Source organism: Luteimonas sp. MJ250 (assembly GCF_039548455.1).
In the GTDB taxonomy this organism is placed as follows: domain Bacteria; phylum Pseudomonadota; class Gammaproteobacteria; order Xanthomonadales; family Xanthomonadaceae; genus Luteimonas.
The window spans coordinates 1-24,113 of the sequence record NZ_JBCLVB010000007.1 but is presented as its reverse complement, the minus strand read 5'-3'; the positions used below and the strand labels follow the sequence as shown (position 1 = coordinate 24,113).

The following is a 24,113-nucleotide window of genomic DNA, read 5'->3' as shown; positions in this document are numbered from 1 at the left end:
AAAAGTCTGTCAATACCCAACCGGTGGGAGCCGCCACAAAAACACTTCAGCTGTGTTCGCCTTCTTTGAGGGCGGGCCAGGCGGCGCGGAGATAGAGGACGGCCGACCAGAGGGTCAGCAGCGCGGCCACGGCCAGCATCCAGTCGCCGATGTGGAAGATGGGGTTGCCCAGCCAGGGCTCGGGCCGCGGCGGGTTCTTGTCCGGGGTGACGGCGTACAGCAGCGCCAGCAGCGCGATCATCTGCGCGACCGTCTTGACCTTGCCGATGGCGGCGACCTTCACGGTGGCGCGCTGGCCGAGTTCGGCCATCCATTCGCGCAGGGCGGAGACGGCGATCTCGCGGCCCACGATCACCGCCGCCCAGAACGCCATCCACGGCGTGGGATGGCCCTGCACGATCAGGAACAGCGCGGTGGCGACCATCAGCTTGTCGGCCACGGGATCGAGGAAGGCGCCGAAGGCCGACGACATCCGGTAGCGACGCGCGATCCAGCCGTCCAGCCAGTCGGTGATGGCGGCCAGGCCGAACACGCCGGCGGTGGCGAAGTTGCTCCACTGCCAGGGCATGTAGAACGTCGCCACCATCACCGGGATCAGCAGGATGCGGAGCAGGGTCAGCCAGGTGGGAAGGGTGAGCTTCATGGGTCCTTCTGGGGTCGCGTTGCAGCTGGCGCGGGGGCGTCCAGGCCGTGCAGTGTGGCGTAAATCCGTTCGGCGAGCGCGAGATTGACGCCCTCAACGCGCGCGATTTCGGCCACGCCCGCGGCGCGCAGGCCACCCAGGCCGCCGAAATGCTTGAGCAGTGACGCACGCCGGCGCGGGCCGATGCCGGGGATGTCTTCCAGCCGGCTGGTGCTGCGCGCCTTCTGCCGGCGCCCGCGATGGCCGGTGATGGCGAAGCGGTGGGCTTCGTCGCGCACCTGCTGCACCAGCTGCAGACCGGGCGACGCGGCGCCGGGCTTCACTTCGCGACCGTCGGGCAGCAGCAGCGTCTCGTCGCCAGCCTTGCGCGCTTCGCCCTTGGCCACGCCCACGATCGTGATGCCGGCAATGCCGAGCTCGGCCAGCACCGCCCTGGCCTGGGACACCTGCCCTGCCCCGCCATCGATCAGCAGCAGCTCGGGCAGCACGGCGTCGTCGTTGCCGGCGGCGCGCTTGAAGCGGCGGGTCAGGGCCTGGTGCATGGCGGCGTAGTCGTCGCCGGGCTCGATGCCGCTGATGTTGTAGCGGCGGTACTGGCCGCGCACCGGGCCTTCGGCATCGAACACCACCTGGGAGGCGACGGCGGCCTCGCCCATGGTGTGGCTGATGTCGAAGCACTCGATGCGCTTTGCCGGCTCGGCCAGGCCCAGCAGTTCGCGCAGCGATTCCGCGCGCGCGGCCTGCGCGGCCTGGCTGCCAAGCTGCGTGGCCAGCGAGTTCTCGGCGTTGCGGCGGGCCAGGTCGAGATAGCCGGCGCGCTCGCCGCGGACGCTGGTCTTGAGCGTGACCTTGCGGCCGGCCTGCAGGGCGAAGGCTTCTTCAAGCAGCGCGACATCGTCGATTACGCGGTCGAGCACGATCTCGCGCGGCGGCTGGTGCGCGATGTAGTACTGGGCGACGAAGGCGGCCAGCACTTCGGCGGGCTCATCGACGCCGTTGGTTTTCGGGAAGAAGGCGCGGGTGCCGAAGTTGCGGCCGTCGCGGAATGCGAGCAGCAGCACGCAGGCATTGGCGCCCTGCATGGCGATGGCGAGCACATCGAGATCCGCGGCGTGGCCGTCGACGTACTGGCGCGCCTGCATGCTGCGCAGGCTGGCGAGGGTGTCGCGCAGGCGGGCGGCGTTTTCGAAGTCCAGGCGTTCGCTGGCGGCCTCCATCGAGGCGCCGAGTTCGTCCAGCAGCTCGTCGCTGTGGCCTTCAAGGAACATGCGCACGCGGCGCACGGCGGCCTCGTATTCGGCGGCCTCCACCAGGCCCACGCAGGGCGCGCTGCAGCGGCCGATCTGGTACTGCAGGCAGGGCCGCGTGCGGTTCTTGAAGACGCTGTCCTCGCAGCTGCGCAGCTTGAACAGCTTGTGCAGCAGGTTGAGCGTTTCGCGCACGGCGACCACGCTGGAGTACGGGCCGTAGTAGCGGCCGGGCACCGACTGCGGCCCGCGGTGGAGTGCGATGCGCGGCCAGTCCTCGCGCGTCAGCAGCAGGTAGGGGTAGCTCTTGTCGTCGCGCAGCAGCACGTTGTAGCGCGGCTTGAGCGACTTGATCAGCTGGTTTTCCAGCAGCAGCGCTTCGGCCTCGGTGCGGGTGACCGTGACCTCCATGCGCGCGACCTGGGACAGCATCGCGGCGGTGCGCGCGTTCTTGGGGCTGGCGCTGAAATAACTGGCCACGCGCTTCTTCAGCGCGCCGGCCTTGCCGACGTACAGCACGCTGTCGTCGGCGGCGTACATGCGGTACACGCCGGGTGCGGTGCTCAGGCCGCGGACGAAGTCCTTGCCGTCGAAGGCGGGCGCGGCGGGGTCGCCGGCCGCGGTCATTCGCCGATGGGAACGTGCTTCAGGCTTCCGTCCCGGGTGTCATAGCGAAGCACGGCGTGCGCATCGGTGTCGGCGATCCAGACCACGCCGTCGGCCACGGCCATGCCGCAGGGTGCGTGCAGGCGCTGCGGCAGGATGACGGTGGTGAGTTCGCCGCCGCCCAGGCGCAGCGAGCGCAGGGAGTCGTTGCCGCTGTCGGCGATCCACAGCACCGGCGCATCGGGATCAAGCGCGATGGCCTGCGGCTGCTGCAGCCGCGCGCTGGCGCGGGCGCCGTCGTCGCTGCCGTGGGTCCAAGGGCCCTGGCCCACCAGCGTGCTCACCTGGCCGCTGCGGACGTTGGCCGAGCGGATCGCGGAGCCTGCGGCATCGCAGACATAGACCAGCTGCTGCACGGCGGCGAGCGAGGCGGGTTCGGCGAACGAGGCCTGTTCGCGCGTGCCGTCGTACACGGCCAGCGCGCCGGAGCCGGCCAGGAGCGCCATCGCCGGGGCGCCGAGGTCGAAGGACCAGACGCGGTTGTCGCCGGCGGTCGCGATGTGCAGCTTGCCGGCGGCCAGCGACACCGCGCGCGGCTGGTCCAGCGCGACCATCCGCGGATCGGTCACCGGGCCTTCGCTCGGCACGCCGGGGCGGCCGGCGCCGACCACGGTGTCGATGTCACCGCTGCGCAGCTGGATGCGGCGCACGGCGTGGTTGCCGGTATCGGCGATGTAGAGCGTGTCGCGCTCGATGCACAGTCCCTGCGGCCGGCTGAAGGCGGCAAGCTCCATGGGGCCGTCGATGAAGCCGGCGCCGCCGCTGCCGAACTGGCGCAGCACGCGGCCGCTGAGGTCGCATTCGAGCACGCGGTGGTGGCCGCTGTCGGCGACGTACAGATAGTTGCCCGACAGCGCCAGGCCCACCGGGAAGCGCAGCGGCAGGAGCGGTTCGCCGCCGCGGCGCATCTCGATGCGTTCGGCGTTGAGCGAGCGCGGGGTGGCTTCGGCCTGCAGGCGGCTGATGGCGGAATCGATCTCGCGCAGCTGGCCGTCGCCGACGAAGCGCTCGCGCACCTGGCCTTCGGCATCGATCAGCACCACCGTGGGCCAGGCCTGGATGCCGTAGTGCTGCCACAGCGTCCAGTCGGCATCGTGGCCGACCGGGAATTCGAAACTGTTGCGCGCCAGGCGCTTGCCCACGCGCCGCGGCTCGCGCTCGTGGTCGAAGCGCGGCACGTGCACCGCGACCACGTTGAGGCGGTCGGGATGGCGGTTGCGCAAGTGGTTGAGGTCGACCAGGGTCTGGCTGGACCAGGCCGAGCCGGCATTGACGAACGCGAGCGCGGTCACCCTGCCGCGCAGATGGGACATGCGCAGCGGCTCGGTGGTGTTGAGCCAGTCGATGCCTGGCGGGAATTCGGGTGCGGCCTGCATGTCTGGATCTTACTTGAAGCCTTCGGGCAATTGAGGCGTGGCGGGCGGTGGGCAGCGGTGAGCGTAAGCGGTCAGTAGTCGCTGTGGTCGGCATGGGCCGAGTGGGCCGCTTGGGCGGCGGCGAAGTGCAGTTCGGCGCGCGCCAGGTCTTCCGGCGTATCCACGCCGGGCGGAAACGGCTCCGGCGACAGGGCGACGGCGATGCGGTGGCCATGCTCGAGGGCGCGCAGCTGTTCCAGCGATTCGGCCTGCTCCAGCGGCGTGGGCGGCAGCGCCGCGAAGCGCTTCAGGAAGCCGGCGCGGTAGGCATAGATGCCGATGTGCCGCAGCCAGTGGCCGCCGGCGGGCAGCGCGGCCCGGCCTTCGGCGGTGGACCAGGCGTCGCGCGGCCAGGGGATCGGCGCGCGGCTGAAGTAGAGAGCGTCGCCGCTGGCGGCGCGGACCAGCTTCACCGCGTTGGGATCGGCGAGCGTGGCGGCGGCGTCCACCGGCGTGGCGAGGGTCGCCATCTCGGCCCCGGATTCCACCAGCGCCGCGGCCACGGCGCGGATGCCGGCGGCGGGCGCGAAGGGTTCGTCGCCCTGCAGGTTCACCACCACGGTGTCGTCGGACCAGCCGGCGATGGCGGCGCACTCGGCCAGGCGGTCGCTGCCGGAGGCGTGCCCGGGCGAGGTCATGGCGATGCGGACGCCGCTGTCGGCGAGCGCCTCGGCGATGCGCTCGTCATCGGCGGCCACCCAGACCGCATCGGCACCGGCGGCCAGCGCGCGGCGGGCGACGTGGAGGACCAGCGGCTCGCCCGCGAGCAGGCGCAGGGGCTTGCCCGGGAGGCGCGAGGCGGCAAAGCGCGCGGGAATGGCGACGACGAAGGATTGCCTGATCATGCCCCCGATTGTGCCCCGCTTCGACCCGCAGGAGCGCTTTTGCGGGAGCGGCCATAGCCGCTCCCACAGACTCAGGCGGGGGCGAGCCTGGCCAGCAGGGCGACCCAGAAGGCTTCGGTGAGTTCGGCGCGCACGGGGACGGCGTAGTGCTTTTCGGTGACGAAGGCGGCGCACTTCACGGCGTCCTTGGCGGTCATCAGCACCGGCAGGTCGCTGCCGAAGCGCAGGTCGCCTTCGACATAGGCGTGGTGGTCGGGAAAGGCGTGCGGGACCACGGCGATGTCCAGCGCGCGCAGCATGTCGAAGAAGCGCTCCGGGTCGCCGATGCCGGCGACCGCGTGCACGCGCCGGCCGGCGAAGGCCGACAGCGGCAGGCCGCGGCCGCCAAGCAGGGGCACGGCGTCGCCGGGGGCGAGCCACATCGGCCATTCGCCAAAGCCGGCGGCGATGTCGGGATCGCTGCCGGCGTTGAGGATGCGGAAGTCGCAGGCGGCGGCGCGCGCGGCGGGCTCGCGCATGGGGCCGGCGGGGATCGGCAGGCCGTTGCCGTGGCGGCGGCGGCCGTCGATGACTTCGATCTCGATATCGCGCGCCAGCGCGTAGTGCTGCAGGCCGTCGTCGCAGACCACGATGTCGCAGCCGGCGGCGGCCAGCGCGCGCGCGGCGGCGACGCGGTCGCGGTCGACGCGCACGCGGGCTTCGGACTGGCGCGCGATCAGCACCGGCTCGTCACCGCCCTGCGCCGCGGGCGTGTTGGATTGGACCCACAGCGGCTTCGACGCGTCCGCACGGCCGTAGCCGCGGGTGGCGACGCCGGGATTCCAGCCTTCGGCGCGCAGGCGTTCGACGATGGCGATGGTCAGCGGCGTCTTGCCGCTGCCGCCGGCGACCAGGTTGCCGACCACGACTACCGGCACCTTGATCCGGTGCTTGCGCAGCAGGCCGATGCGGTACAGGCGCACGCGCAGCGCGACCAGCGCGGCGTACACGCGCGACACCGCGTGCGCCCACAGCGGCACGCGGCCGCCGTCGTACCACCAGCGCGGAGTTTCGCGACGACTCATGCGGCACCGCCGTCGCGGAACTGCATCGCGTGCAGGTGCGCATACAGCCCGCCCTGCGCCAGCAGTTGGGCATGGGTGCCCTGCTCCACGATCCGGCCCTGGTCGAACACCAGCACCTGGTCGGCGTGCTCGATGGTCGACAGGCGATGCGCGACCACCAGCGTGGTGCGGTCGGGCATCAGCCGCTGCAGCGCGTCCTGCACCAGGCGTTCGGACTCGGTGTCGAGCGCGGCGGTGGCCTCGTCGAGGATCAGGATCGGTGCATCGCGCAGGATCGCGCGCGCAATCGCCAGCCGCTGGCGCTGGCCGCCCGACAGCAGCGAGCCGTTCTCGCCGATCGGCGTGTCCAGGCCCTGCGGCAGGCGTTCGATGAACTCCCAGGCGTTGGCGGCCTCGGCGGCGGCGCGGATGGATTCCAGCGGCGCGTCGATGCCGTAGGCGATGTTGGCGGCGACGGTGTCGTCGAACAGCGCCACGCGCTGGCCGACGAGTGCGATCTGCCGGCGCAGGTCGGCCAGCGGGTAGTCGCCCAGCGGCACGCCGTCGAGGGTGATGCGGCCGGCGCTGGGCTCGTAGAAGCGCGGCACCAGGCGCACCAGGCTGGTCTTGCCGCTGCCGGAGCGGCCGACGATGGCGGTGACGGTGCCGGGCGCGGCACGGAAGCTCACGTCATCCAGCGCGCTGCCCTCGCCGCTGCGGTAGCGCAGGCCGACGCCGTCGAGCACCAGCTCGCCGCGCACGCGCTCGACCTTGTGGCGGCCGCGGTCGTCCTCTTCCTCGTCATCGAGGATCGCGAACAGGCGCTCGGCGGCGGCCACGCCGCGGCCGAGCACGCTTTGCACGTTGGTGATGCGCCGCAGGGACGGGATGATGCCCATCATCGCCGTCATCAGCTTGATGAACTCGCCGGGATTCAGCTGCCCCGCCAGCGATTCGCGGATCGCCACCCAGACGATCGCCGCCAGCGCCAGCGCCGCCAGGATCTGCACAAGCGCCGAGGACGCCGCGCGCGTGGCCTCGACCTTCATGTTCAGGCCGAGCACGCGGTTGGCGAGCTTCGAATACCGGCCCTGCTCGAAGGCCTGCGCGCCGTGCACCTTGACGTCCTGCTGCGCGGCCAGCGACTGCTCGGCGCTGTGCGCCAGGTCGCCCATGCCGGTCTGGATGCCGCGGCTGATGCGCCGGTAGCGCCCGCCCACGTACCAGACCAGCACCCCGATCAGCGGCGCGATCAGGATCATCGCAAGCGTCACCTTGACGCTGGTCCAGAGCATCAGCCCGAACAGGAAGACGATGGTCAGGCCGTCGGCGATGAGCATCTTCAGCGCGTCGGCGCTGGCCTGGGTGACCTGCTCGGTGTCGAAGTTCAGCCGGCTGACCATCTGCGGCACGGCTTCGGTGTCGAAGCGGCTGCTGGGCAGGCGCAGGTACTTGCCCAGCACCAGCTCGCGCAGGTCGCGCACCACGCTGCGGCCCACCCGCGCGATGCCGTAGTCGGTGCAGAACGTCGCCGCGCCGCGCAGCAGGAACAGGCCGATGATCGCCAACGGCAGGATCAGCGCCATGTCCGGGTCGGGGTCGACGAAGCCCTGGTTGGTGAGCGGCTCCATCAGCCAGACGAAGGCGGCGCCGGCCGCGGCCTCGATCACCATGCCGACCATCGCCACGATCAGCAGCGGCCGGTAGTTGATGGTGTGGCCGAGCAGGCGGCGGTAGGTCTGCCAGACCGAGGGCGCGGGTGCAGCCGGCCTGGTGGCGGACGGCGCGGCAGCCGATGCGCCTTCGGCGGCCGGGGCCTGCGGCTGTGACGGGTCCCGTCCGCCTGCGCGGCTCACCGCGCGGGATCCTGCACGACGGCGCCGCCGGCCTCGGGCGCGGTCGCGATCGAAATGCGGCGGAAGCCGAGCTGGCCCAGCGCGTCCATCGCCGTCACCACCGCCTGGTGCGGGGTGCGGGCGTCGGCGCGTAGCAGCACCGGGCGCTCGCGGTCTTCGCCGGCGACTTCAAGGATCGTGGCCTTGATCGACTCGACGTCGGTGCGCAGCGCCTCGCGGTCATCGATGAAGTAGCGGCCCTCGGCATTCACCAGCACGCTCAGCGAAGGCTGCTCGCTGTCGGCGGCGCGGGCGTCGGCGCGCGGAAGTTCGAGCTTCAACATCGAACGCGTGTCGAAGGTGGTGGTGACCACGAAGAAGATGATCAGCACCAGGATCACGTCGATCAGCGGCACCAGGTTGATCTCGGGGATGTCCTCGGCGCGGCGGTCGCGGATGCGCATGTGTGGCTCAGCCCCTGGCCGGGCGGTTGCGCGGATCCAGCGCGTCCATCAGCGCGATCGCCTCGTGCTCCATGGCGACGATGTAGCCGTCGATGCGGCCGCGGAAGAAGCGGTGGAACATCAGCGCCGGCACCGCCACCACCATGCCCGCGGCGGCGCAGACCAGGGCCTTGCCGATGCCGCCGGCGAGCTCGTTCATCTCGCCCATGCCGACATCCATGATGCCGAGGAACATCTGGATCATGCCGACCACGGTGCCGAACAGGCCCAGCAGCGGACCGATGCCGGCGATGGTGCCGAGCGCGTTGAGGTAGCGCTCCATGCGGTGCGCCTGGTGGCGGCCGACGTCCTCGACGCGCTCGCGCATTTCCTCGCGCGGGTGGTTGCGCATGTCGAGCACGCTGGCCAGCAGCGCGCCCAGCGGCGAGTTGCCGCGCAGCGATTCGATGTGCGCCGGATCCAGCTGTCCGCCGCGCCCGACCCAGTCGCGCACCTCGCGGCCGAGGCCGGCCGGCAGCATCTGGTTGCGACGCAGCGTCCAGAAGCGTTCAACGATGATCGCCAGCGCCACCGCCGACAGCAGCAGCAGCGGCAGCATCGGCCAGCCGCCCGCCTTGACCAGTTCCAGCACGCATCACTCCAGGGGCCGGGGGGCCCGGGAAACAGGGCCCATAGGATACCGCCACAACCCCCGCCCGTAGGAGCAGCCCGCTCTTGTGGGAGCAGCGATGGCTGCAACCTCCAGGAGCAGCTACAGCTGCTCCCGGAGGCGGGCGGCGGCGGCGGCGTCCCAGAGACGGCGACGGCGGTCACGTTCCGCTACGGCCTCCAGCCCGGCCCCGCCGATGCGGATGCGCAGCGCACCCGCGGCCGGGGTCTCGAGCACGCGCGCCCCCGCGGCCTGCCAGCGCTCGACCACGTCCGCATCGGGATGGCCAAACCGGTTCCCGTGCCCGGCCGATACCAGCGCCAGCCGCGGCGAGGTCGCGGCCACGAAGCCCGTCGTCGACGAATGCCTGGACCCGTGGTGCGGCACCACCACCACGTCCACCGGCAGATCCTGCGGCACGCGCCCCACCAGGCGCTCCTCGACCGGCTCGCCGATGTCGCCGGGCAGCAGGGCGCTGCCGTGGGCGGTCTCGATGCGCAGCACGCAGCTGGATTCGTTGCGTAGGTAGGGGAAGTGCAGCGGCGGGTGCAGGAAGCGGAAGCTGACGCCGTCCCGCTGCCAGCCGCTGCCGGCGAGGCAGGTCGATGCGCCGTCGATCTCCACGCCCTCGGGCGCCAGCAGTCGCTTCGCCGGGAAGCGCCGGCGCACGGCGTCGAGTCCGCCGGCATGGTCGGCATCGCCATGGCTCACCACCATCGCATCGATCCGGCGCACGCCCAGCGCATGCAGCGCCGGCACCACGGCGCGCTCGCCGGCATCGTAGCCATCGCGGATGGCAGGGCCCATGTCGAACAGCATGGCGTGGCCCGCGGTGCGCGCAAGCAGCGACATGCCTTGCCCCACGTCCAGCACCACCAGCTCGACTTCGCCATGCCGCGGCAGCTGGCGGTCGGGCCACAGCAGCGGCAGCCACAGCAGCAGCGCCAGCGGCTTGCCCGGCACGCCGCGCGGCAGCAGGATCCAGAACGCGGCGAACATCGCCATCGGCAGCGCGAACCAGCGGGCCTCGGGGAGCCACCACAGCGCCAGCGGGCTGCTGCCGAGGCGCTCGAACAGCGGCCACGAAAGATCGAAAGCCCAGGCCGACAGACGCCAGGCGCCGCTGCCCCAGCCGGCGTGCAGGCCTTCCAGCGCCGTGCCGGCCAGCGACAGCGGCACGACCACCAGGCTCCACCACGGGATCGCCACCAGGTTGGCGAACGGCCCGGCCAGCGAGGCCTGGCCGAAGAGGATGGCGGTCATCGGCAGCAGGCCGAGCGTGGCCACCCACTGCGCGGAGAGGAAGTCGCGCAGCGGGCGTCCGCCGGCCTGCGGCAGGCACCACAGCAGCCAGGCCACGCCGCCGAAGCTCAGCCAGAAGCCCGGCGACAGCAGCGCCAGCGGATCGACCAGGACGATGGCGATCGCGGCCAGCGCCAGCGACTCGGGAATCCGCAGCGGGCGGCGTGACAGCCGCGCCGCGACCACCACCGCGATCATCAGCACCGTGCGCACCGTGGGCAGGGCGAAGCCGGCGACGGCGGCGTAGCCCAGCGCGCCGAGGAAGGCCGCGGCGGCGGCGGCCTGTGGCCTCGGAACGACGGTGCACAGCGCCGGAAACAGGCGCCACGCGCCTGCCCCGAGCAGGGCGAAGAAGCCTGCGACCAGGCCGACGTGGAAACCGGAAATCGCGATCAGATGGGTCAGCCCGGTCGCACGCAGAAGCTCCCAGTCGGTGTCGGCCAGGCCGCGGGTATCGCCCAGTGCCAGCGCGCGCACGTAGCGTGAGGAAGCGCCGGGTACGGCCTGGTCGATGCGGGTCGCGATGCGGTCGCGCCAGGCGTCGATGCCGCGCGGCGGAGCCAGCGGCTCCGCCGTCGCCTGCTCGCGGACATAGCCGGTGGCGGCGATGCGCGCGGCCAGCGCGTGGCGCTCGCTGTCGAAGCCGCCGGGGTTGCGCAGCCCGCGCGGCGCACGCAGGCGCAGCTGCAGCCGCCAGCGCGCGCCGGGGCGCAGCTCGTGGCGCCGCGTGGGTTCGTCCGACCAGTCGTTTTCGTACCAGGACAGGCGCAGCTTCGCTCCGCGCAGGAATTCAGGAAGCGCCGGATCGTCATCGACGCGAAGCTGGAAGCGCGTGCGCCGCGGCTCGGTCTCGGGCAGGCCGATGACGCGACCGCTGACGCTGAAGTCCGCCCGCTCATGCTCCGCCGGCAGCTGCGCACCCAGCGACGCCGCGGCATGCAGGCCGCAGAGCGCGAACCCGGCCAGCGCCGCCCCGGCCCAGCGCCAGCGGCTTCGCAGGCCCCACCAACCGGCAAGCCCCACGAGCAGCAAGGCCGCAAACAGGGCCGTCGCCGGCAAAGCCGGAAGCCGCAGGCAGGCAAACGCCCCCAGAACCAGCGCCCCCGCCACCCCCACCCCGAATGGAGGAGCAACCATCGCTGCGACCCCGCCCCTGATGCGGGCGAACCACGGGCGGCGCATGGCGGTGACGAGAGTGATGAGGTAGATGCCGCCGGGCTTGGACCAGCGGCCGCGGCGAAGCGCATGGGAACGTTGGCCAGGCATGCCGCAATGATGGAATGGCGCCCCGCGGGTCGCAGCGATGGCTGCTCCTGTATTCGCGTCGGCCAACCCGCCCCGCACCTGTAGGAGCAGCTACAGCCGGCGACCCGTCACCCCGGCATGTTCAGGCAGGGCCAGCCCGCGACAGGTGTGCCGGTCGGGGTCGCAGCTGTAGCTGCTCCTGCATGGGGGTGGTTCGGGGCTTTCAGGCGGAGGCGGGGGCGATCTCGCGGAGTTTGCCTTCGTGGAGTTCGAGGACGCGGTCGAGCCTGCGGGCGAGGCGGCGGTCATGGGTGACCAGGACCAGGCTGGTGCGTTCGGCGCGGTTGAGTTCGAGCATCAGTTCGAACACGGTGGCGGCGGTCTTTTCGTCGAGGTTGCCGGTGGGTTCGTCGCCGAGCACGCAGGCCGGGCGGTTGACCAGGGCGCGGGCGACGGCGGCGCGCTGGCGTTCGCCGCCGGAAAGTTCGCCGGGCTTGTGCTCGAGGCGATGGCCAAGGCCGACGGACTCCAGCAGTACGCGCGCGCGCGCGGACGCCTCCGCGACGCCGGCGCCCGACAGCAGCACCGGCAGGATCACGTTCTCGAGCGCGGTGAACTCGGGCAGCAGGTGGTGGAACTGGTAGACGAAGCCCAGCGCGTGGTTGCGCAGGCGGCCGCGCTCGGCATCCGACAGCGCGCTCATGCGCTGGCCGGCGACGTAGACCTCGCCGGCGGTGGGCGTGTCGAGTCCGCCAAGCAGGTGCAGCAGCGTGCTCTTGCCGGCGCCTGATGCGCCGAGGATCGCCACGGTCTCGCCGGCCGATACCGACAGGTCGAGGCCGTCGAACACCGGCGTGTGCATCCGGCCTTCGGCATAGGTCTTGCCCAGCGCCCCGGCACCGACGACTTCGTCGGCATGGCGCTCCGCCCGCTCACTCATAGCGCAACGCCTCCGCAGGGTCGGTGCGCGCCGCACGCCGCGCCGGGTAGATGGTGGCCAGGAAGGCCATGGCCAGGGCGACCAGGGCCACGATCACGATGTCCTGCGGACTCAGGTCGGTTGGAAGCCCGGTGATGTAGTAGACGTCGGCCGGCATCAGCTCGGCGCCGGTCACGGCCTCGATCAAACGCAGGATGCGCTCGAGATTGAGCGTCAGCGCCACGCCGCCGACCACGCCAAGCACGGTGCCGAACACGCCGATCAGCGAACCCTGCACCATGAACACCTGCATCACCCCGCCCGGCGTCAGCCCCAGGGTGCGCAGGATGGCGATGTCGGACTGTTTGTCGGTGACCAGCATCACCTGGGATGACACCAGGTTGAAGGCGCCCATGGCGATGATCAGCGACAGCAGGATCGCGATCATGGTCTTTTCGAGCTTCAGCGCGCGGAACAGGTGCGCGTTTTCCATGGTCCAGTCGCTGACCATGTACGGGCCTTCAAGCTTCAGCGCGAGCTCGCGCGCGACCGCATAGGCCTGGTCCATGTCGTGCATGTGCAGGCGCACGCCGGTCACGCCCTCGCCCATCCGCAGCAGGCGCTGCAGGTCTTCGATGTTGACCACGGCCAGGCCCTTGTCGAACTCCTGGTAGCCGGCCTCGAACACACCGCTGACGGTGAAGCGCTTGAGCTGCGGCACCGCGCCCATCGGCGTGGCCTGGAAATCGGTGGTGACCACCACGCTGTCGCCGGTGCGCACGCCAAGCCACGCAGCCAGCTCGCGGCCAAGCACGATGTTGTAGCTGCGCGGGGTCAGCGAATCGAGGCTGCCTTCGACCATGCGCTCGCCCAGCACCGAGACCTTGGCCTCGTCGGCCGGCGTGATGCCGCGGACCATGGCCGGCTCGCGGCGCTTGCCCGAAAGCAGGCCTTCGGTGGAGATGTAGGGCGCGGCGCCGGCGACGCGCGGATCGGCCATCGCCGCATCGACCGCGCGCTGCCAGTCCTGCATCGGTTCGCCGTGGGCGCTGACGGTGGCGTGCTGCGTCATCTGCAGCATGCGGTCGCGGATCTCGCGCTGGAACCCGCTCATTACCGCAAGCGTGGTGATCAGCGCGGTCACGCCGATGGCGATGCCGAGGATGGAGGCCAGCGAAATAAAGGAGATGAAGCCGTTGCGGCGCTTGGCGCGGAGATAGCGCAGGCCGATGGCGACAGGCAGTGGTTTGAACATCGGGTCTCGCCGGCTTTAAGACCGCTATGGTGCCACCGATGGCCCCGCGCGCGCAGCGGGCAGCCTGTCGACGGCCAGCCGGAGTTCACGACGCCAGCGCGGCGGCAGGGTATCGGGCCACCAGGCCAGGCGCCGGCGGCGGCCGGCGGCATCGCGCCAGGAAAGGAAGGCGAGCGGGCCGCGCCAGTGCAGCTGGACGCCGGTCACGTCGACCTCATCGACCAGCAGGCCGCCATCAGCGGTGAACAGCAGGCTGCGCGGGACCCGTCGCCACTCGCGCATGGCCGAATGCAGGCCCTGCAGCCCCGCGGCCGCGGCCAGCAGCCAGGCCGCCGGGCGCGGCATCTCGCTGGCCAGCACTGCGACCGGCGCAAGCACGCCCAGCAGTATCAGGATCGCCGGAGGCCAGCGCGATGGCCGCCAGTCAATGCGGCAGGGCGCGGATCCTGCCGACCAGGGCGTCGAGGGCGTCGTCATCCGGGCGTTGGTGGCCGAGGAACCATTTCCACAGCCTATCGTCCTCGCTGTCCAGCAGCCGCAGGAAGACCTCGCGCTCGGCCGTCGGGGATTGACGCCATTCGCGGTCGAGCCAGCGCTCGAGCAGCTGGTCCAGCTCGCGCATGCCGCGCCGGCAGCGCCAGCGCAGGCGGCGGAACTCGGCTTCGTCGTCGGCGATGGGCGTGTCGACGGGCCTGCTCATACCTGGAACAGGTACCAGGCCAGGCGGATCCAAAGCAGCGCCAGCACGAAGAAGCCGGCAATGAAGACCTGGAAGCGATGCATGACCTTGTTGTAGCCACAGTGGATCGCGCTGTGCACGATGCGCAACGCGACAAAGCCCCAGGCCAGCCCGAGCACCCATGGATCGCGCACACCGGCGGCGATCGCCACGGCGACCGCGAAATAGAACAGCACCGGCAGTTCGAACAGGTTGCGGTAGTTGTCGGACGCGCGGGTATCGGTGAGCCGCTGCGCGATCTGCGCCGACAGCGCCACCGACTGCGGATGCACGCGCTCGCGCTTCATCACCGCCACGCGCCGGCGGTACATCACCACGGCCACCACGAAGGTCAGCGCGACCAGGACCACAGCGGGCCACAGGATCAGGTTGCTTGTCATCGCTCCCCCGGATACGAACGCGCCGGCGGCTGCCGGCGCGGTGTGGATCAGACCTGGCGGGCCAGCATCAGCTGCTTGATCTCGCTGATGGCCTTGGCGGGGTTGAGCCCCTTCGGGCAGGTCCGCGTGCAGTTCATGATGGTGTGGCAGCGGTAGAGCTTGAACGGGTCCTCGAGGTCGTCGAGTCGCGCACCGGTGTCTTCGTCGCGGGAGTCGACGATCCAGCGGTAGGCCTGGAGCAGGATCGCGGGGCCGAGGTAGCGATCGCCGTTCCACCAGTAGCTGGGGCACGCGGTGCTGCAGCAGGCGCACAGGATGCACTCGTACAGGCCGTCGAGCTTGGCGCGGTCCTCCTTCGACTGCAGGCGCTCGCGGTCCGGCGGCGGCGAGCTCTGGGTGCGGATCCAGGGCTGGATGGAGGCGTACTGGGCGTAGAAGTGGGTCAGGTCAGGAACCAGGTCCTTGACCACCTCCATGTGCGGCAGCGGGTAGATCGGCACCTCGCCCTTGCCGCAGTCGTCGATGGCCTTGGTGCAGGCCAGCGTGTTGGTGCCGTCGATGTTCATCGCGCACGAACCGCAGATGCCCTCGCGGCAGGACCTGCGGAAGGTCAGCGTCGGATCGATCTCGTTCTTGATCTTGATCAGCGCGTCGAGAACCATCGGCCCGCACTTGTCGAGGTCGACCTCGTAGGTGTCGGTGCGCGGGTTTTCGCTGTCGTCCGGGCTCCAGCGGTAGACCTTGAACTCGCGCACGCGTGACGACCCGGCGGGTGCGGCGAAGTGCTTGCCCTTGTGGACCCTGGAGTTCCTGGGGAGGGAAAATTCAGCCATCTGCTTCGATCCTAGTAGACGCGCGCAACGGGCGGGACGACTTCGACCTCGTCGTCGAGCGTGTACATGTGCACCGGGCGGTAGTCGATGCGGGTGTTGCCCGCCTCGTCCACCCAGGTCAGCGAGTGCTTCTGCCATTCGGCGTCGTTTCGGTCCGGGAAGTCCTCGCGTGCGTGTGCGCCGCGCGATTCCTTGCGGTTTTCCGCAGACACGATGGTGGCCAGCGACAGGCCGAGCAGGTTCTGCAGCTCCATGGTCTCGATCAGGTCCGAGTTCCAGACCAGCGAGCGGTCGCTGACCTTGACGTCGGCGAACGAGGCGTGGATGTCGCGGATCTTCGCCACGCCCTCGGCCAGGGTCTCGCCGGTGCGGAACACCGCAGCGTCAGCCTGCATGGTGCGCTGCATGTTGTCGCGGATCACCGCCGTCGGCGTATCACCGTTGGCATGTCGCAGCTTGTCGAGGTTGGCCAGCGCCTTGTCGCAGGCATCCGTGGCCAGGCGCTTGTGCGGCGCGCCGGGTTTGATGGTCTCGGCGCAACGGTTGGCCACCGCGCGGCCGAACACCACCAGGTCCAGCAGCGAGTTCGAGCCCAGGCGGTTGGCGCCGTGCACCGAGACGCAGGCGGCCTCGCCGATGGCGTACAGGCCCGGCACCACGGAATCCGGGTTGCCGTCCTTCAGCTGCACCACTTCGCCGTGGTAGTTGGTCGGCACGCCGCCCATGTTGTAGTGCACGGTGGGGATGACCGGGATCGGCTGCTTCTCGACGTCGACGCCGGCAAAGATCCGCGCGGACTCCGAGATGCCCGGAAGCTTCTCGTGGATGTCCTTGGGATCGAGATGGGTCAGGTCGAGGTGGATGTGGTCCTTGTGCTCGCCGACGCCGCGGCCTTCGCGGATCTCGATGGTCATCGAGCGGCTGACGACGTCGCGGCTGGCGAGGTCCTTGGCGTTGGGCGCGTAGCGCTCCATGAAGCGTTCGCCGTTGGAATTGCGCAGGATGCCGCCTTCGCCGCGCACGCCCTCGGTGATCAGGCAGCCGGCGCCGTAGATGCCGGTGGGATGGAACTGCACGAACTCCATGTCCTGCAGGCCAAGCCCGGCGCGCAGCGCCATGCCGCCGCCGTCGCCGGTGCAGGTATGGGCGGACGTTGCGGAAAAATAGGCGCGGCCGTAGCCGCCGGTGGCCAGCACCGTGCCCTGGGCGCGGAACAGGTGCAGCGTGCCCTCGGCCATGTCGATGGCAAGCACGCCGCGGCAGGCGCCCTCCTCGTCCATGATCAGGTCGAGCGCGAAATACTCGATGAAGAACTCGGCCTTGTGCGCCAGCGACTGCTGGTACAGCGTGTGCAGCATGGCGTGGCCGGTACGGTCGGCCGCGGCGCAGGTGCGCTGCGCGGTGCCCTTGCCGTAGTGCGTGGTCATGCCGCCGAAGGGACGCTGGTAGATCTTGCCCTCTTCTGTTCGCGAAAACGGCACGCCCTGGTGCTCGAGCTCGATGATCGCGGGGATGGCCTCGCGGCACATGTACTGGATGGCGTCCTGGTCGCCCAGCCAGTCGGAGCCCTTGATGGTGTCGTAGAAGTGGAAGCGCCAGTCGTCCTCGCCCATGTTGCCGAGCGCCGCCGAGATCCCGCCCTGCGCCGCGACCGTGTGCGAACGGGTCGGGAACACCTTGGTGATGCAGGCGGTGCGCAGGCCCTTCTGGGCCAGGCCGAAGGTGGCGCGGAGGCCGGCGCCGCCGGCCCCGACCACGATCATGTCGTAGTTGTGTTCAGTGATCTTGTAGGCGTTGGTCATTTCGGGCGTCTTGTCAGGCCAGCAGCGCGATGCGGGCGATCGCGTACAGCGATCCCAGCGCGCCGAGCACGCAGAGGAGGATGTTGAGCACCAGCAGCGCGAGCTCGACGGCGCGGTTGTGCACGTAGTCTTCGATCACCACCTGGAGGCCGAGCTTCGCGTGCCAGAACAGCGCCATCACGAACAGCGCCATGAGGATGGCGTTGTAGGGGCGCGAGAACACGTCGTACACGCGGGCCAGGTCGGCTCCGACCATCGATACCAGGGTGCCGACCAGCCACGGCACCAGCAGCGCCAGCACCACGGCGGTCACGCGCTGCCACCAGAAATGGCCGGTGCCGGACTTGGCCGAACCCAGGCGGCGCGCGCGCGACAGCGGCGTGCGGTAGTCGGGGGTCACCTTGACGTCGCTCATGCCGATGCTCCCAGTGCCACGAACCAGATCAGCGCGGTCAGCACCACGGTGAGCCCGAACACGGTATAGCCGGACCGGTAGACCTCGGGAATTTCCATGCCCCAGCCGGCATCCCACAGCATGTGGCGGATGCCGTTGAGCAGGTGGAAGACCAGGGCCGCCGAGAACCCGAACAGCGCGACCTTGCCCAGGGGCGAGGCCAGGCAGGCGGCGGCGGAGGCATAGGCCTCGCCGCCGGCGGCGACGGCAAGCAGCCACCACGCGAGTCCGAACGCGCCGACCACCAGCACGATGCCGGTGGCACGGTGCAGGATCGACATGAGCATGGTGATCTGCCAGCGGTACACCTGGAGGTGCGGCGACAGGGGGCGGTTGGAATGGGTCATCGCGGCAGGCGTCTCTTGCTGGGCGGCGGCAGCGCCGCGTTGGCTTACGAAGGTCTTGCTGTGGCCGCGTCCGGCGGCTCCGCATCAGAAATCGATGCAGCGTCCGTTCTTCTCCCAGTCGCCGTAGCGCGTTGGATCGGGGCCGTCCCGCCCGCCGTACTCGCGCGCCGGCGGCGATGCCGACGCGTCGCCCGGGGATGTCACCGGGGGCGTCTCTTGCGGCGTTTCGCCTATGATTGCGGGATCTTGCACGAGTCGAAGTCTACGTCCCGGAGCACAGTTTGGACAAGCCAGCCGCCGCGCACGCACGGTTTTTCGCACTTTCCGACCATGCCCTGCTCGCGCTTGAAGGCCGCGATGCGATCGCCTTCGCGCAGGCGCAGTTCATGGGTGACCTTTCGAAGCTGGCAGACGGCCAGTGGCAATGGAGCGGCTGGCTGACGCCAAAGGGTCGCGTGCAGGCCCTGTTCGCGCTGCTGCGCGTGGGGCCGGAGACGCTGTGGCTGCTGCTGCCCGATGGCGATGCCGGGGCGCTGGCGGCGGCGCTGGGGCGCTTCGTGTTCCGCAGCAAGGTGAAATTGCGGGTTCCCGAGGAGCTGTCGGTCTGCGGGGCGTTTGCTGCGCCGGGCGACGCGGTTGGCGCGGTTGGCGCAACCGCGCCTGGGGCGACCGTAGCGTCCGGCGCAGCGGCAAGGATCGATGCCGATGGCGACGTGGAGCTCGATTTCGGCGACGGCACGACGCCACGCACCTTGCGCATCGCGTTGTCCGGCAGCGCTGGTGCGCTTGGAGCCAACGCAGGCGACGCCGCGGCCGCTGGCCCCCGCGTCGATGCCGATGCCCTCGCCCGCTGGCGCGCCTTCGACATTGCACACGGCCTGCCGCGACCCGGTGCCGCAACGCTCGAAGCCTTCACTCCGCAGCAGCTCTCGCTGGACCGCCTGCGCGGCTACAGCGTGCACAAGGGTTGCTACCCGGGGCAGGAGATCGTGGCCCGCACCCACTTCCTCGGCCAGGCCAAGCGCGGGCTGGCGCTGTTCGGCTGCGCGGTCGCGCCGACTGCCGGTGCATCGGTGATGGCGGGCGATCGCGTGCTCGGCACCGTGGTCGCAGGCGCTTCGGCTGCCAACGAAGCGCCCGGCCACGCTGCATTGGCATTGGCGGTGCTGCCGCTTGATCGGGCGGAAGACGCCCCGGCGCTGCACGTCGATGGCGCGGCCCTGGCGCCCCTGCCGCTGCTGGACGGCCTGGCGCGCTGACCGCCGGCACCACTCCCCCGCCCCCAAGGTTCCGGAACCGCGACCGCGGTTGCAGCATGGACATGCTCCGGCGTTATGCTCGGGCGCAGGGGATCCGGAGGGGGACGCCCGGCATGGGGCCAGGCGCCGCCGCAACGAACCAGGGGAATTAAATGTATCGCCAGTGGAAGCCGACCTTGGCCGCGCTCGCGGCCACCTGCCTGATCGCCGCCTGCGCCACCGCGCCCGAACCTGCACCTGCGCCGGAACCGCCGCCGCCAGCCTCCTTCAATCACACGCTGTCCGGCGATGCGCTGTTCGCGTTCGGCAAGGCCAGCGTGGAGAACCTGAGCGATGCGGGGCGCGCCGAGCTCGACGACCTGGCGGCGCGGGTCCTTGCAACGCCCGACATCGAGGCGGTGCACGTGATCGGCCACAGCGATCGCATCGGCAAGGACGCGGCGAACGTGGAGTTGTCGCGCAAGCGCGCGGCGGCGGTGCGGGATCATCTGATTGCCGCCGGTGTTCTGGCGGAACAGGTCACGGCGGTGGGGCGCGGAAGCGTCGAGCCCGTGGCCGCGTGCGATGGCGAGAGGGGGCAGGCGCTGATCGACTGCCTTGCTCCGAACCGGCGGGTTGAGGTGCGGGTTGTGGCGCGCTGAGTGACCGGGGGCGGAGGATGGGCGGTTACTCCGCCGGCGTCGCGGTGGGGCTGCTCCTGATTGCCGGCGGAATACCCGCCCACCCTCCGCTGCCATCAGCGCGGTGGGGCGGTGGGAAAGGCAGGAGCGTCGCGCCTTTGATTTTCCCTGCGGCCCGCGGGAAGGCGCTGCAAGGCGGGTCGGGGGGTGCGCAGCGGGCATAAAGGCCCGCGCAGCGGGACAGCCCACGGAGTACCCACCGACCCGCCGTACCGCGCGCCGGTCCACCAGCGTCAGGTGGCGGCGAGGCGGTCGGCGGCGGCGAGGATTTCCTCTTCGGACGGGATCACGAGGAAGGCGGCGCCGGCCAGGGGGGTGAAGGTGTCGGCGCCGGTGACGCGCAGGAAGGGGCGCGCGGCAAAGCCGGCCTCCACGATGGCGGTCACGATGCCCTCGCCGACGCCGGCGCTGCGGCGGCCTTCGTCGACGATCAGCATGCGGGTCGCGGTCGCGGCCTGTTCGCGGATGAAGTCTTCGTTGAGCGGCACCAGCCAGCGCAGGTCGACCACGCGCACCTTCCAGCCGTGCCTGGCCTCGATGGCGCGGGCGGCGCGCAGGCTCATCGGCACGCCGTTGCCGTAGCTGAAGATCACCAGGTCCTCGTGGTCTTCGTCGTAGACGCGGCCTTCGCCGAGCTCCATCGCTTCGCCCGGCGCCGGGAACGTGGTCAGCCAGCCGCCGTCGCCGGGTTCGTGCAGATCCTTGGTCATGTACAGCGCGATCGGCTCGAGGAAGGCGCAGACGCGGCCGTCGACCTTGGCCAGCGCCATCATCGTGCGCAGCATGGTGGCGGCGTCGTCGCCACGGCTGGGGCAGCCGACCACCAGGCCCGGGATGTCGCGCAGCGCGGTGATCGAGTTGTCGTTGTGGAAATGGCCGCCGAAGCCGCGCTGGTAGCCGAGCGAGGCGATGCGCATCACCATCGGGTTGCGGTACTGGCCGTTGCTGAAGAACTGCAGTGACGCCGCCTCGCCGCGGATCTGGTCGCAGGCGTTGTGGAAATAGGCCAGGTACTGGATCTCGGGCATGGGCAGCAGGCCCATGTTGGCGTAGCCCTGGGCCAGGCCGAGGATCACGGTTTCGTCGAGCAGGGTGTTGAACACGCGGCGCGCGCCGAAGGACTTCTGCAGGCCCTTGGTGACGGTGTAGACGCCGCCCTTCTGGGCCACGTCCTCGCCGAACAGCAGGGCTTCGGGGTACTTCGCGAACAGGTCGTGCAGGGCCTGGTTGATCTGGACGGCGAGGTGCTTCGGCGGCTGGTTCTCGGGCAGCTTGGCTGCGCCGCCGAACACGTCCAGCCGACGCTCTTCGTAATCGGCGCGCCCGGCCTCGGCGGCCACGGCGTCGGGCGTGTAGGGAGCCAGCGGCGCCATCACGTCTTCGAGATTGTCCAGGCGCGGGCGGCTGTCGGCGTCCTCGGCGGCGGCGAAGCACTTCGCGCGCGTGGCCTCGTACAGGTCGATGACGTCGTCCTTGGACATCAGCCCGGATTCGAGCGCGATCGCGGCCGAACGCAGCAGCGGGTCGGTGGCCTCGACCGCGCACAGTTCTTCGATCGAGCGCCATTCGATCTCGAAGTCGGTGCCGGCGTGGCCCATGATCCGGGTGGTGCGCAGGTGCAGGAAGGTGGGGCGGCGGGTGCGGCGGCAGTGGTCGACCGCGCGCTGCACGTCGCCATAGCCGGTCGCCAGGTCCAGGCCGTCGGCGGTGAAATAGTCGAGGTCCGGGCGCTGCGCGAAGTTGCGCGCGATCCAGCCGTCGGGCGTCTTCACCGAGATGCCGATGCCGTTGTCTTCGCACACGAACAGCACCGGCGCCGGCAGCTTCTGGTAGGCGGTCCAGGCGGCGGCGTTGAACGCGGTCTGGGCGGTGGCGTGGTTGCTGGATGCATCACCGAACGAGCAGATGGCGATGCTGTCGCCCGGCACCGGCAGCGGGTGGCCGATGCGCCTGCCCTGCTCGATCGCAACCGCGGTGCCGAAGGCCTTGGGCAGGTGCGATGCGATGGTGGACGTCTGCGGCAGCACCCACAGCGGCTTGCTGCCCCACACCTTGTGGCGACCGCCCGAGGCCGGATCGTCCTTTGACGCCGCGAACGACAGCGCCGAATCCATCACCGGATCCATGCCCGGAAGCTTGCGGAAGCGCTCGGCCATGAAGCCACCGGAGCGGTAATGCAGGAACGCGGGATCGGTGTGGCGCGTGGCGCGCGCGACCATCGCGTTGCCCTCGTGGCCGCTGGACCCGATGGTGTAGAAGACCTTGTTCTGCACCCGCAGCACGCGCGCCATCAGGTCCAGGTGGCGGCTGATCAGCTGCGATTCGAACAGCTCCATGAAGCCGGAGGCGTCGAGCGCGCTGCCTGGCAGGATGGCGTCGCCGGCGGCGGGCGCGTGGCCGACGCCGCCCTCCCAGCCGCGCACGAACTCGCTGAAATTGACGTCGCAGATTTCGGCGCGGTTGAGGCCGCGCATGCGCGCGGGGATCGGGGACGGAACGCTGGAACGTGTCATGGCTTGCGATGCTCCGGACGGGGCTGGCATGAAGGCTGGGATCGGTGGCGGGACGGGATCACAGGACCCCGCCCCTTGAGAAATAGACGACGGCGGCGACCAGCCCCACGACCAGCGCCAGGCCGACCAGGAACAGGAAGGACAGCGCGAATGCGCCGAACATCTTCGCGCGCCCGGTGGATGCCGCCACCGCGCCCGCGTTGACGCTGGTCACGAGGCTCCAGCACAGGCCGGTGAGCACCAGCAGCACCGCGAGCAGGACGCCGGGAAGGTCGGACGGCTGCATTTCATGGCCGTCGGCAAAGACCTCGATCCGACCACCGAGCGCCATGCCGGCAAGCAGCAGGAACAGCAGGTAGGGCACGCATGCCCAGGCGGCGGCCAGCAGCAGGTTGCCGTAGCCGGCGCGTACTGAAAGCATGCGCAGGCAACCCATCAGCAACAGCGTGTAGAGCGGGAACCAGGCCAGCGACGACACAAGGCTCACGATCGCCAGCACCAGGTTGCCGCCGAGGGACTCGTCGACGAAGTCGGGCGCCGCGCCCAGCACGGCGGTCAACGCCATCAGCGCCAGCGCCGGCCACCACGCGCGCGGGCGCTGCAGCAGCGTCGCCATCGTCGGCCTGGGCGCGAACAGCATTCCCGACAGCCGGTCCCTGCGCCTGCGCCTCCATGCCAGGCCCAGCAGCGCGGCCAGGGCGACGGTGGCCGCCGCCGGCCAGGCCCAGTCCGCCGCGCGCGCGGAAAAAACGGCCGGCGTTGCGTCCAGGTCGACCTGGTACGCCAGCAGGTCCCTGGCGCGCTCCATGTCGGTGCGGAAGCGGGCGTAGTCGGCGGCCGGGACGTCGTCGGCGTGGCGGCGCCAGCTGCCCGAGACCACCAGGTCATCGCCCTCCACGTCCACGCGGCGTTCGAACGTGAACCACGGGTTCTCGACCCGATCTTCGCCGGGCGTGATGGACCAGCCGCGCGGATAGTCGACGCGGATCGTGTGCGTTGCGTACTGCGGCCCTGCGAGCAGCCGCGGCGCGGTCCTCGTGCCCTGCGCCAGGGTCGGCAACCAGTCGCCAAGCTGGAACAGGACGATGCCGAAGGCCTGGCCGTCCCGCTGCAGGTTCCAGTCCAGGCGGTAGCCCTCGACCGTGCGCATCACGCCCGGCGCCGGCGGCTCGGCCGCATCGGGCCTGCCGGCGGCGGCAATGCCGTCGTAGAACGAGCGCATATAGGACAGATAGCGTTCACCGATATCGCCGCGGGCGCTGTCCTCGTACTGCACGCGCCGGTCCTCGGCCTCGCCGCGGCGGTAGTCGGTCACGACGCCGAACAGCGCCCGGGCCTCGCCGCCGGACGCGTGCAGGCGGATCCGCTGCGTGACTTCGACGTCCGGCAGTGCGGGCTTCGGCGCGGGGATCTCCACCAGGCCGCCGCCCGCATGTACGGGCAGGCCGTAGCGGAACGGCAGCGGCTCGCGCGCGTGCAGCGGCGCACGCTCGCGGCTGCGCGTGGCGTCGATCCAGACGTCGCCGGCGTCGGGGGGGGGGAGCACCACACCACAAAACACAACCAAAAAAGAAAGAA

At 70.6% G+C, this 24,113-nt stretch carries 23 protein-coding genes; 2 read left to right on the top strand and 21 right to left on the bottom strand.

Going from position 1 to position 24,113, the window contains the following annotated elements; translation table 11 throughout:
- Positions 1-46 precede the first annotated feature (46 nt).
- From pgsA to WCE37_RS03010, 19 genes are all read right to left on the bottom strand, one after another.
- Positions 47-643 (bottom strand): CDP-diacylglycerol--glycerol-3-phosphate 3-phosphatidyltransferase, encoded by a 597-nt coding sequence (gene pgsA, locus WCE37_RS03100; RefSeq protein ID WP_343278087.1) that lies wholly within the window; start codon positions 641-643, stop codon positions 47-49.
- Entirely contained in the window at positions 640-2,517 is a 1,878-nt protein-coding gene (gene uvrC / locus WCE37_RS03095) for an excinuclease ABC subunit UvrC (RefSeq protein WP_343278086.1), read from the bottom strand. The genes pgsA and uvrC overlap by 4 nt, the downstream gene beginning before the upstream one ends.
- Positions 2,514-3,932 (bottom strand): thioredoxin-like domain-containing protein, encoded by a 1,419-nt coding sequence (locus WCE37_RS03090; RefSeq protein WP_343278085.1) that lies wholly within the window; start codon positions 3,930-3,932, stop codon positions 2,514-2,516. The genes uvrC and WCE37_RS03090 overlap by 4 nt, the downstream gene beginning before the upstream one ends.
- A 71-nt stretch (positions 3,933-4,003) precedes the next feature.
- Complete coding sequence (kdsB, locus tag WCE37_RS03085) at positions 4,004-4,816, bottom strand: 3-deoxy-manno-octulosonate cytidylyltransferase (protein WP_343278084.1); 813 nt, start codon at positions 4,814-4,816, stop codon at positions 4,004-4,006.
- 71 nt (positions 4,817-4,887) lie between these two features.
- A complete protein-coding gene (lpxK, locus tag WCE37_RS03080) occupies positions 4,888-5,880 on the bottom strand; it encodes a tetraacyldisaccharide 4'-kinase (protein WP_343278083.1) in 993 nt (330 codons plus the stop codon).
- Complete coding sequence (gene msbA, locus WCE37_RS03075; RefSeq protein WP_343278106.1) at positions 5,877-7,586, bottom strand: lipid A export permease/ATP-binding protein MsbA; 1,710 nt, start codon at positions 7,584-7,586, stop codon at positions 5,877-5,879. The genes lpxK and msbA overlap by 4 nt, the downstream gene beginning before the upstream one ends.
- A gap of 125 nt (positions 7,587-7,711) precedes the next feature.
- Positions 7,712-8,158 (bottom strand): biopolymer transporter ExbD, encoded by a 447-nt coding sequence (locus WCE37_RS03070; RefSeq protein ID WP_343278082.1) that lies wholly within the window; start codon positions 8,156-8,158, stop codon positions 7,712-7,714.
- A 7-nt stretch (positions 8,159-8,165) separates the two neighbouring features.
- Positions 8,166-8,789 (bottom strand): MotA/TolQ/ExbB proton channel family protein, encoded by a 624-nt coding sequence (locus WCE37_RS03065; protein ID WP_343255412.1) that lies wholly within the window; start codon positions 8,787-8,789, stop codon positions 8,166-8,168.
- Positions 8,790-8,909: 120 nt separating this feature from the next.
- Positions 8,910-11,246 (bottom strand): DNA internalization-related competence protein ComEC/Rec2, encoded by a 2,337-nt coding sequence (locus tag WCE37_RS03060; protein WP_343278105.1) that lies wholly within the window; start codon positions 11,244-11,246, stop codon positions 8,910-8,912.
- 331 nt (positions 11,247-11,577) lie between these two features.
- Positions 11,578-12,294 carry a lipoprotein-releasing ABC transporter ATP-binding protein LolD gene (gene lolD, locus WCE37_RS03055; RefSeq protein ID WP_343255410.1) on the bottom strand — a complete coding sequence of 239 codons (717 nt, stop codon included), beginning with the start codon at positions 12,292-12,294 and terminating at the stop codon, positions 11,578-11,580.
- On the bottom strand, positions 12,287-13,528 hold the full coding sequence (locus WCE37_RS03050; protein ID WP_343255409.1) for a lipoprotein-releasing ABC transporter permease subunit: 1,242 nt from the start codon (positions 13,526-13,528) through the stop codon (positions 12,287-12,289). Before WCE37_RS03050 ends, lolD begins: the two co-directional genes overlap by 8 nt.
- A 24-nt stretch (positions 13,529-13,552) precedes the next feature.
- On the bottom strand, positions 13,553-14,005 hold the full coding sequence (locus WCE37_RS03045) for a hypothetical protein (protein WP_343278081.1): 453 nt from the start codon (positions 14,003-14,005) through the stop codon (positions 13,553-13,555).
- Positions 13,953-14,228 (bottom strand): succinate dehydrogenase assembly factor 2, encoded by a 276-nt coding sequence (locus WCE37_RS03040; protein ID WP_343278080.1) that lies wholly within the window; start codon positions 14,226-14,228, stop codon positions 13,953-13,955. The genes WCE37_RS03045 and WCE37_RS03040 overlap by 53 nt, the downstream gene beginning before the upstream one ends.
- On the bottom strand, positions 14,225-14,647 hold the full coding sequence (locus tag WCE37_RS03035; RefSeq protein WP_343255406.1) for an MAPEG family protein: 423 nt from the start codon (positions 14,645-14,647) through the stop codon (positions 14,225-14,227). The genes WCE37_RS03040 and WCE37_RS03035 overlap by 4 nt, the downstream gene beginning before the upstream one ends.
- 47 nt (positions 14,648-14,694) lie before the next feature.
- Positions 14,695-15,480 carry a succinate dehydrogenase iron-sulfur subunit gene (locus WCE37_RS03030; RefSeq protein ID WP_343255405.1) on the bottom strand — a complete coding sequence of 262 codons (786 nt, stop codon included), beginning with the start codon at positions 15,478-15,480 and terminating at the stop codon, positions 14,695-14,697.
- 11 nt (positions 15,481-15,491) lie between these two features.
- Complete coding sequence (gene sdhA / locus WCE37_RS03025) at positions 15,492-17,282, bottom strand: succinate dehydrogenase flavoprotein subunit (RefSeq protein WP_343274669.1); 1,791 nt, start codon at positions 17,280-17,282, stop codon at positions 15,492-15,494.
- Positions 17,283-17,295: 13 nt separating this feature from the next.
- The gene (gene sdhD, locus WCE37_RS03020; protein ID WP_343278079.1) at positions 17,296-17,697 is read right to left on the bottom strand and encodes a succinate dehydrogenase, hydrophobic membrane anchor protein; all 402 of its coding nucleotides are present in this window, start codon (positions 17,695-17,697) and stop codon (positions 17,296-17,298) included.
- Positions 17,694-18,083 carry a succinate dehydrogenase, cytochrome b556 subunit gene (gene sdhC, locus WCE37_RS03015; protein WP_343255402.1) on the bottom strand — a complete coding sequence of 130 codons (390 nt, stop codon included), beginning with the start codon at positions 18,081-18,083 and terminating at the stop codon, positions 17,694-17,696. Before sdhC ends, sdhD begins: the two co-directional genes overlap by 4 nt.
- An 84-nt stretch (positions 18,084-18,167) precedes the next feature.
- Entirely contained in the window at positions 18,168-18,287 is a 120-nt protein-coding gene (locus tag WCE37_RS03010) for a succinate dehydrogenase assembly factor 4 (RefSeq protein ID WP_343278078.1), read from the bottom strand.
- A 182-nt stretch (positions 18,288-18,469) separates the two neighbouring features.
- Here WCE37_RS03010 and WCE37_RS03005 point away from each other — a divergent pair, with 182 nt between their 5' ends.
- Positions 18,470-19,342, top strand: coding sequence for a folate-binding protein (locus tag WCE37_RS03005; protein WP_343278104.1), 873 nt, complete (start codon positions 18,470-18,472; stop codon positions 19,340-19,342).
- Between the two features lie 152 nt (positions 19,343-19,494).
- A complete protein-coding gene (locus WCE37_RS03000; protein WP_343278077.1) occupies positions 19,495-19,983 on the top strand; it encodes an OmpA family protein in 489 nt (162 codons plus the stop codon).
- 272 nt (positions 19,984-20,255) lie between these two features.
- On the opposite strand, the gene WCE37_RS02995 is transcribed toward WCE37_RS03000, so the two are convergent.
- Both WCE37_RS02995 and WCE37_RS02990 read right to left on the bottom strand, forming a co-directional pair.
- On the bottom strand, positions 20,256-22,535 hold the full coding sequence (locus WCE37_RS02995; protein ID WP_343278076.1) for a thiamine pyrophosphate-dependent enzyme: 2,280 nt from the start codon (positions 22,533-22,535) through the stop codon (positions 20,256-20,258).
- A 58-nt stretch (positions 22,536-22,593) separates the two neighbouring features.
- Positions 22,594-24,081: a Yip1 family protein gene (locus WCE37_RS02990; protein WP_343278075.1), complete on the bottom strand. Its 1,488-nt coding sequence runs from the start codon at positions 24,079-24,081 to the stop codon at positions 22,594-22,596.
- Between the last annotated feature and the right edge of the window lie 32 nt (positions 24,082-24,113).

Bases quoted from the DNA above. Each gene is read 5' to 3' on its own strand.
- pgsA (WP_343278087.1), bottom strand. From the start codon at position 643: ATGAAGCTCACCCTTCCCACCTGGCTGACCCTGCTCCGCATCCTGCTG.
- uvrC (WP_343278086.1), bottom strand. From the start codon at position 2,517: ATGACCGCGGCCGGCGACCCCGCCGCGCCCGCCTTCGACGGCAAGGAC.
- WCE37_RS03090 (WP_343278085.1), bottom strand. From the start codon at position 3,932: ATGCAGGCCGCACCCGAATTCCCGCCAGGCATCGACTGGCTCAACACC.
- kdsB (WP_343278084.1), bottom strand. From the start codon at position 4,816: ATGATCAGGCAATCCTTCGTCGTCGCCATTCCCGCGCGCTTTGCCGCC.
- lpxK (WP_343278083.1), bottom strand. From the start codon at position 5,880: ATGAGTCGTCGCGAAACTCCGCGCTGGTGGTACGACGGCGGCCGCGTG.
- WCE37_RS03070 (WP_343278082.1), bottom strand. From the start codon at position 8,158: ATGCGCATCCGCGACCGCCGCGCCGAGGACATCCCCGAGATCAACCTG.
- WCE37_RS03060 (WP_343278105.1), bottom strand. From the start codon at position 11,246: ATGGTTGCTCCTCCATTCGGGGTGGGGGTGGCGGGGGCGCTGGTTCTG.
- lolD (WP_343255410.1), bottom strand. From the start codon at position 12,294: ATGAGTGAGCGGGCGGAGCGCCATGCCGACGAAGTCGTCGGTGCCGGG.
- WCE37_RS03050 (WP_343255409.1), bottom strand. From the start codon at position 13,528: ATGTTCAAACCACTGCCTGTCGCCATCGGCCTGCGCTATCTCCGCGCC.
- WCE37_RS03045 (WP_343278081.1), bottom strand. From the start codon at position 14,005: ATGACGACGCCCTCGACGCCCTGGTCGGCAGGATCCGCGCCCTGCCGC.
- WCE37_RS03040 (WP_343278080.1), bottom strand. From the start codon at position 14,228: ATGAGCAGGCCCGTCGACACGCCCATCGCCGACGACGAAGCCGAGTTC.
- WCE37_RS03035 (WP_343255406.1), bottom strand. From the start codon at position 14,647: ATGACAAGCAACCTGATCCTGTGGCCCGCTGTGGTCCTGGTCGCGCTG.
- WCE37_RS03030 (WP_343255405.1), bottom strand. From the start codon at position 15,480: ATGGCTGAATTTTCCCTCCCCAGGAACTCCAGGGTCCACAAGGGCAAG.
- sdhA (WP_343274669.1), bottom strand. From the start codon at position 17,282: ATGACCAACGCCTACAAGATCACTGAACACAACTACGACATGATCGTG.
- sdhD (WP_343278079.1), bottom strand. From the start codon at position 17,697: ATGAGCGACGTCAAGGTGACCCCCGACTACCGCACGCCGCTGTCGCGC.
- sdhC (WP_343255402.1), bottom strand. From the start codon at position 18,083: ATGACCCATTCCAACCGCCCCCTGTCGCCGCACCTCCAGGTGTACCGC.
- WCE37_RS03005 (WP_343278104.1), top strand. From the start codon at position 18,470: ATGGGTGACCTTTCGAAGCTGGCAGACGGCCAGTGGCAATGGAGCGGC.
- WCE37_RS03000 (WP_343278077.1), top strand. From the start codon at position 19,495: ATGTATCGCCAGTGGAAGCCGACCTTGGCCGCGCTCGCGGCCACCTGC.
- WCE37_RS02995 (WP_343278076.1), bottom strand. From the start codon at position 22,535: ATGACACGTTCCAGCGTTCCGTCCCCGATCCCCGCGCGCATGCGCGGC.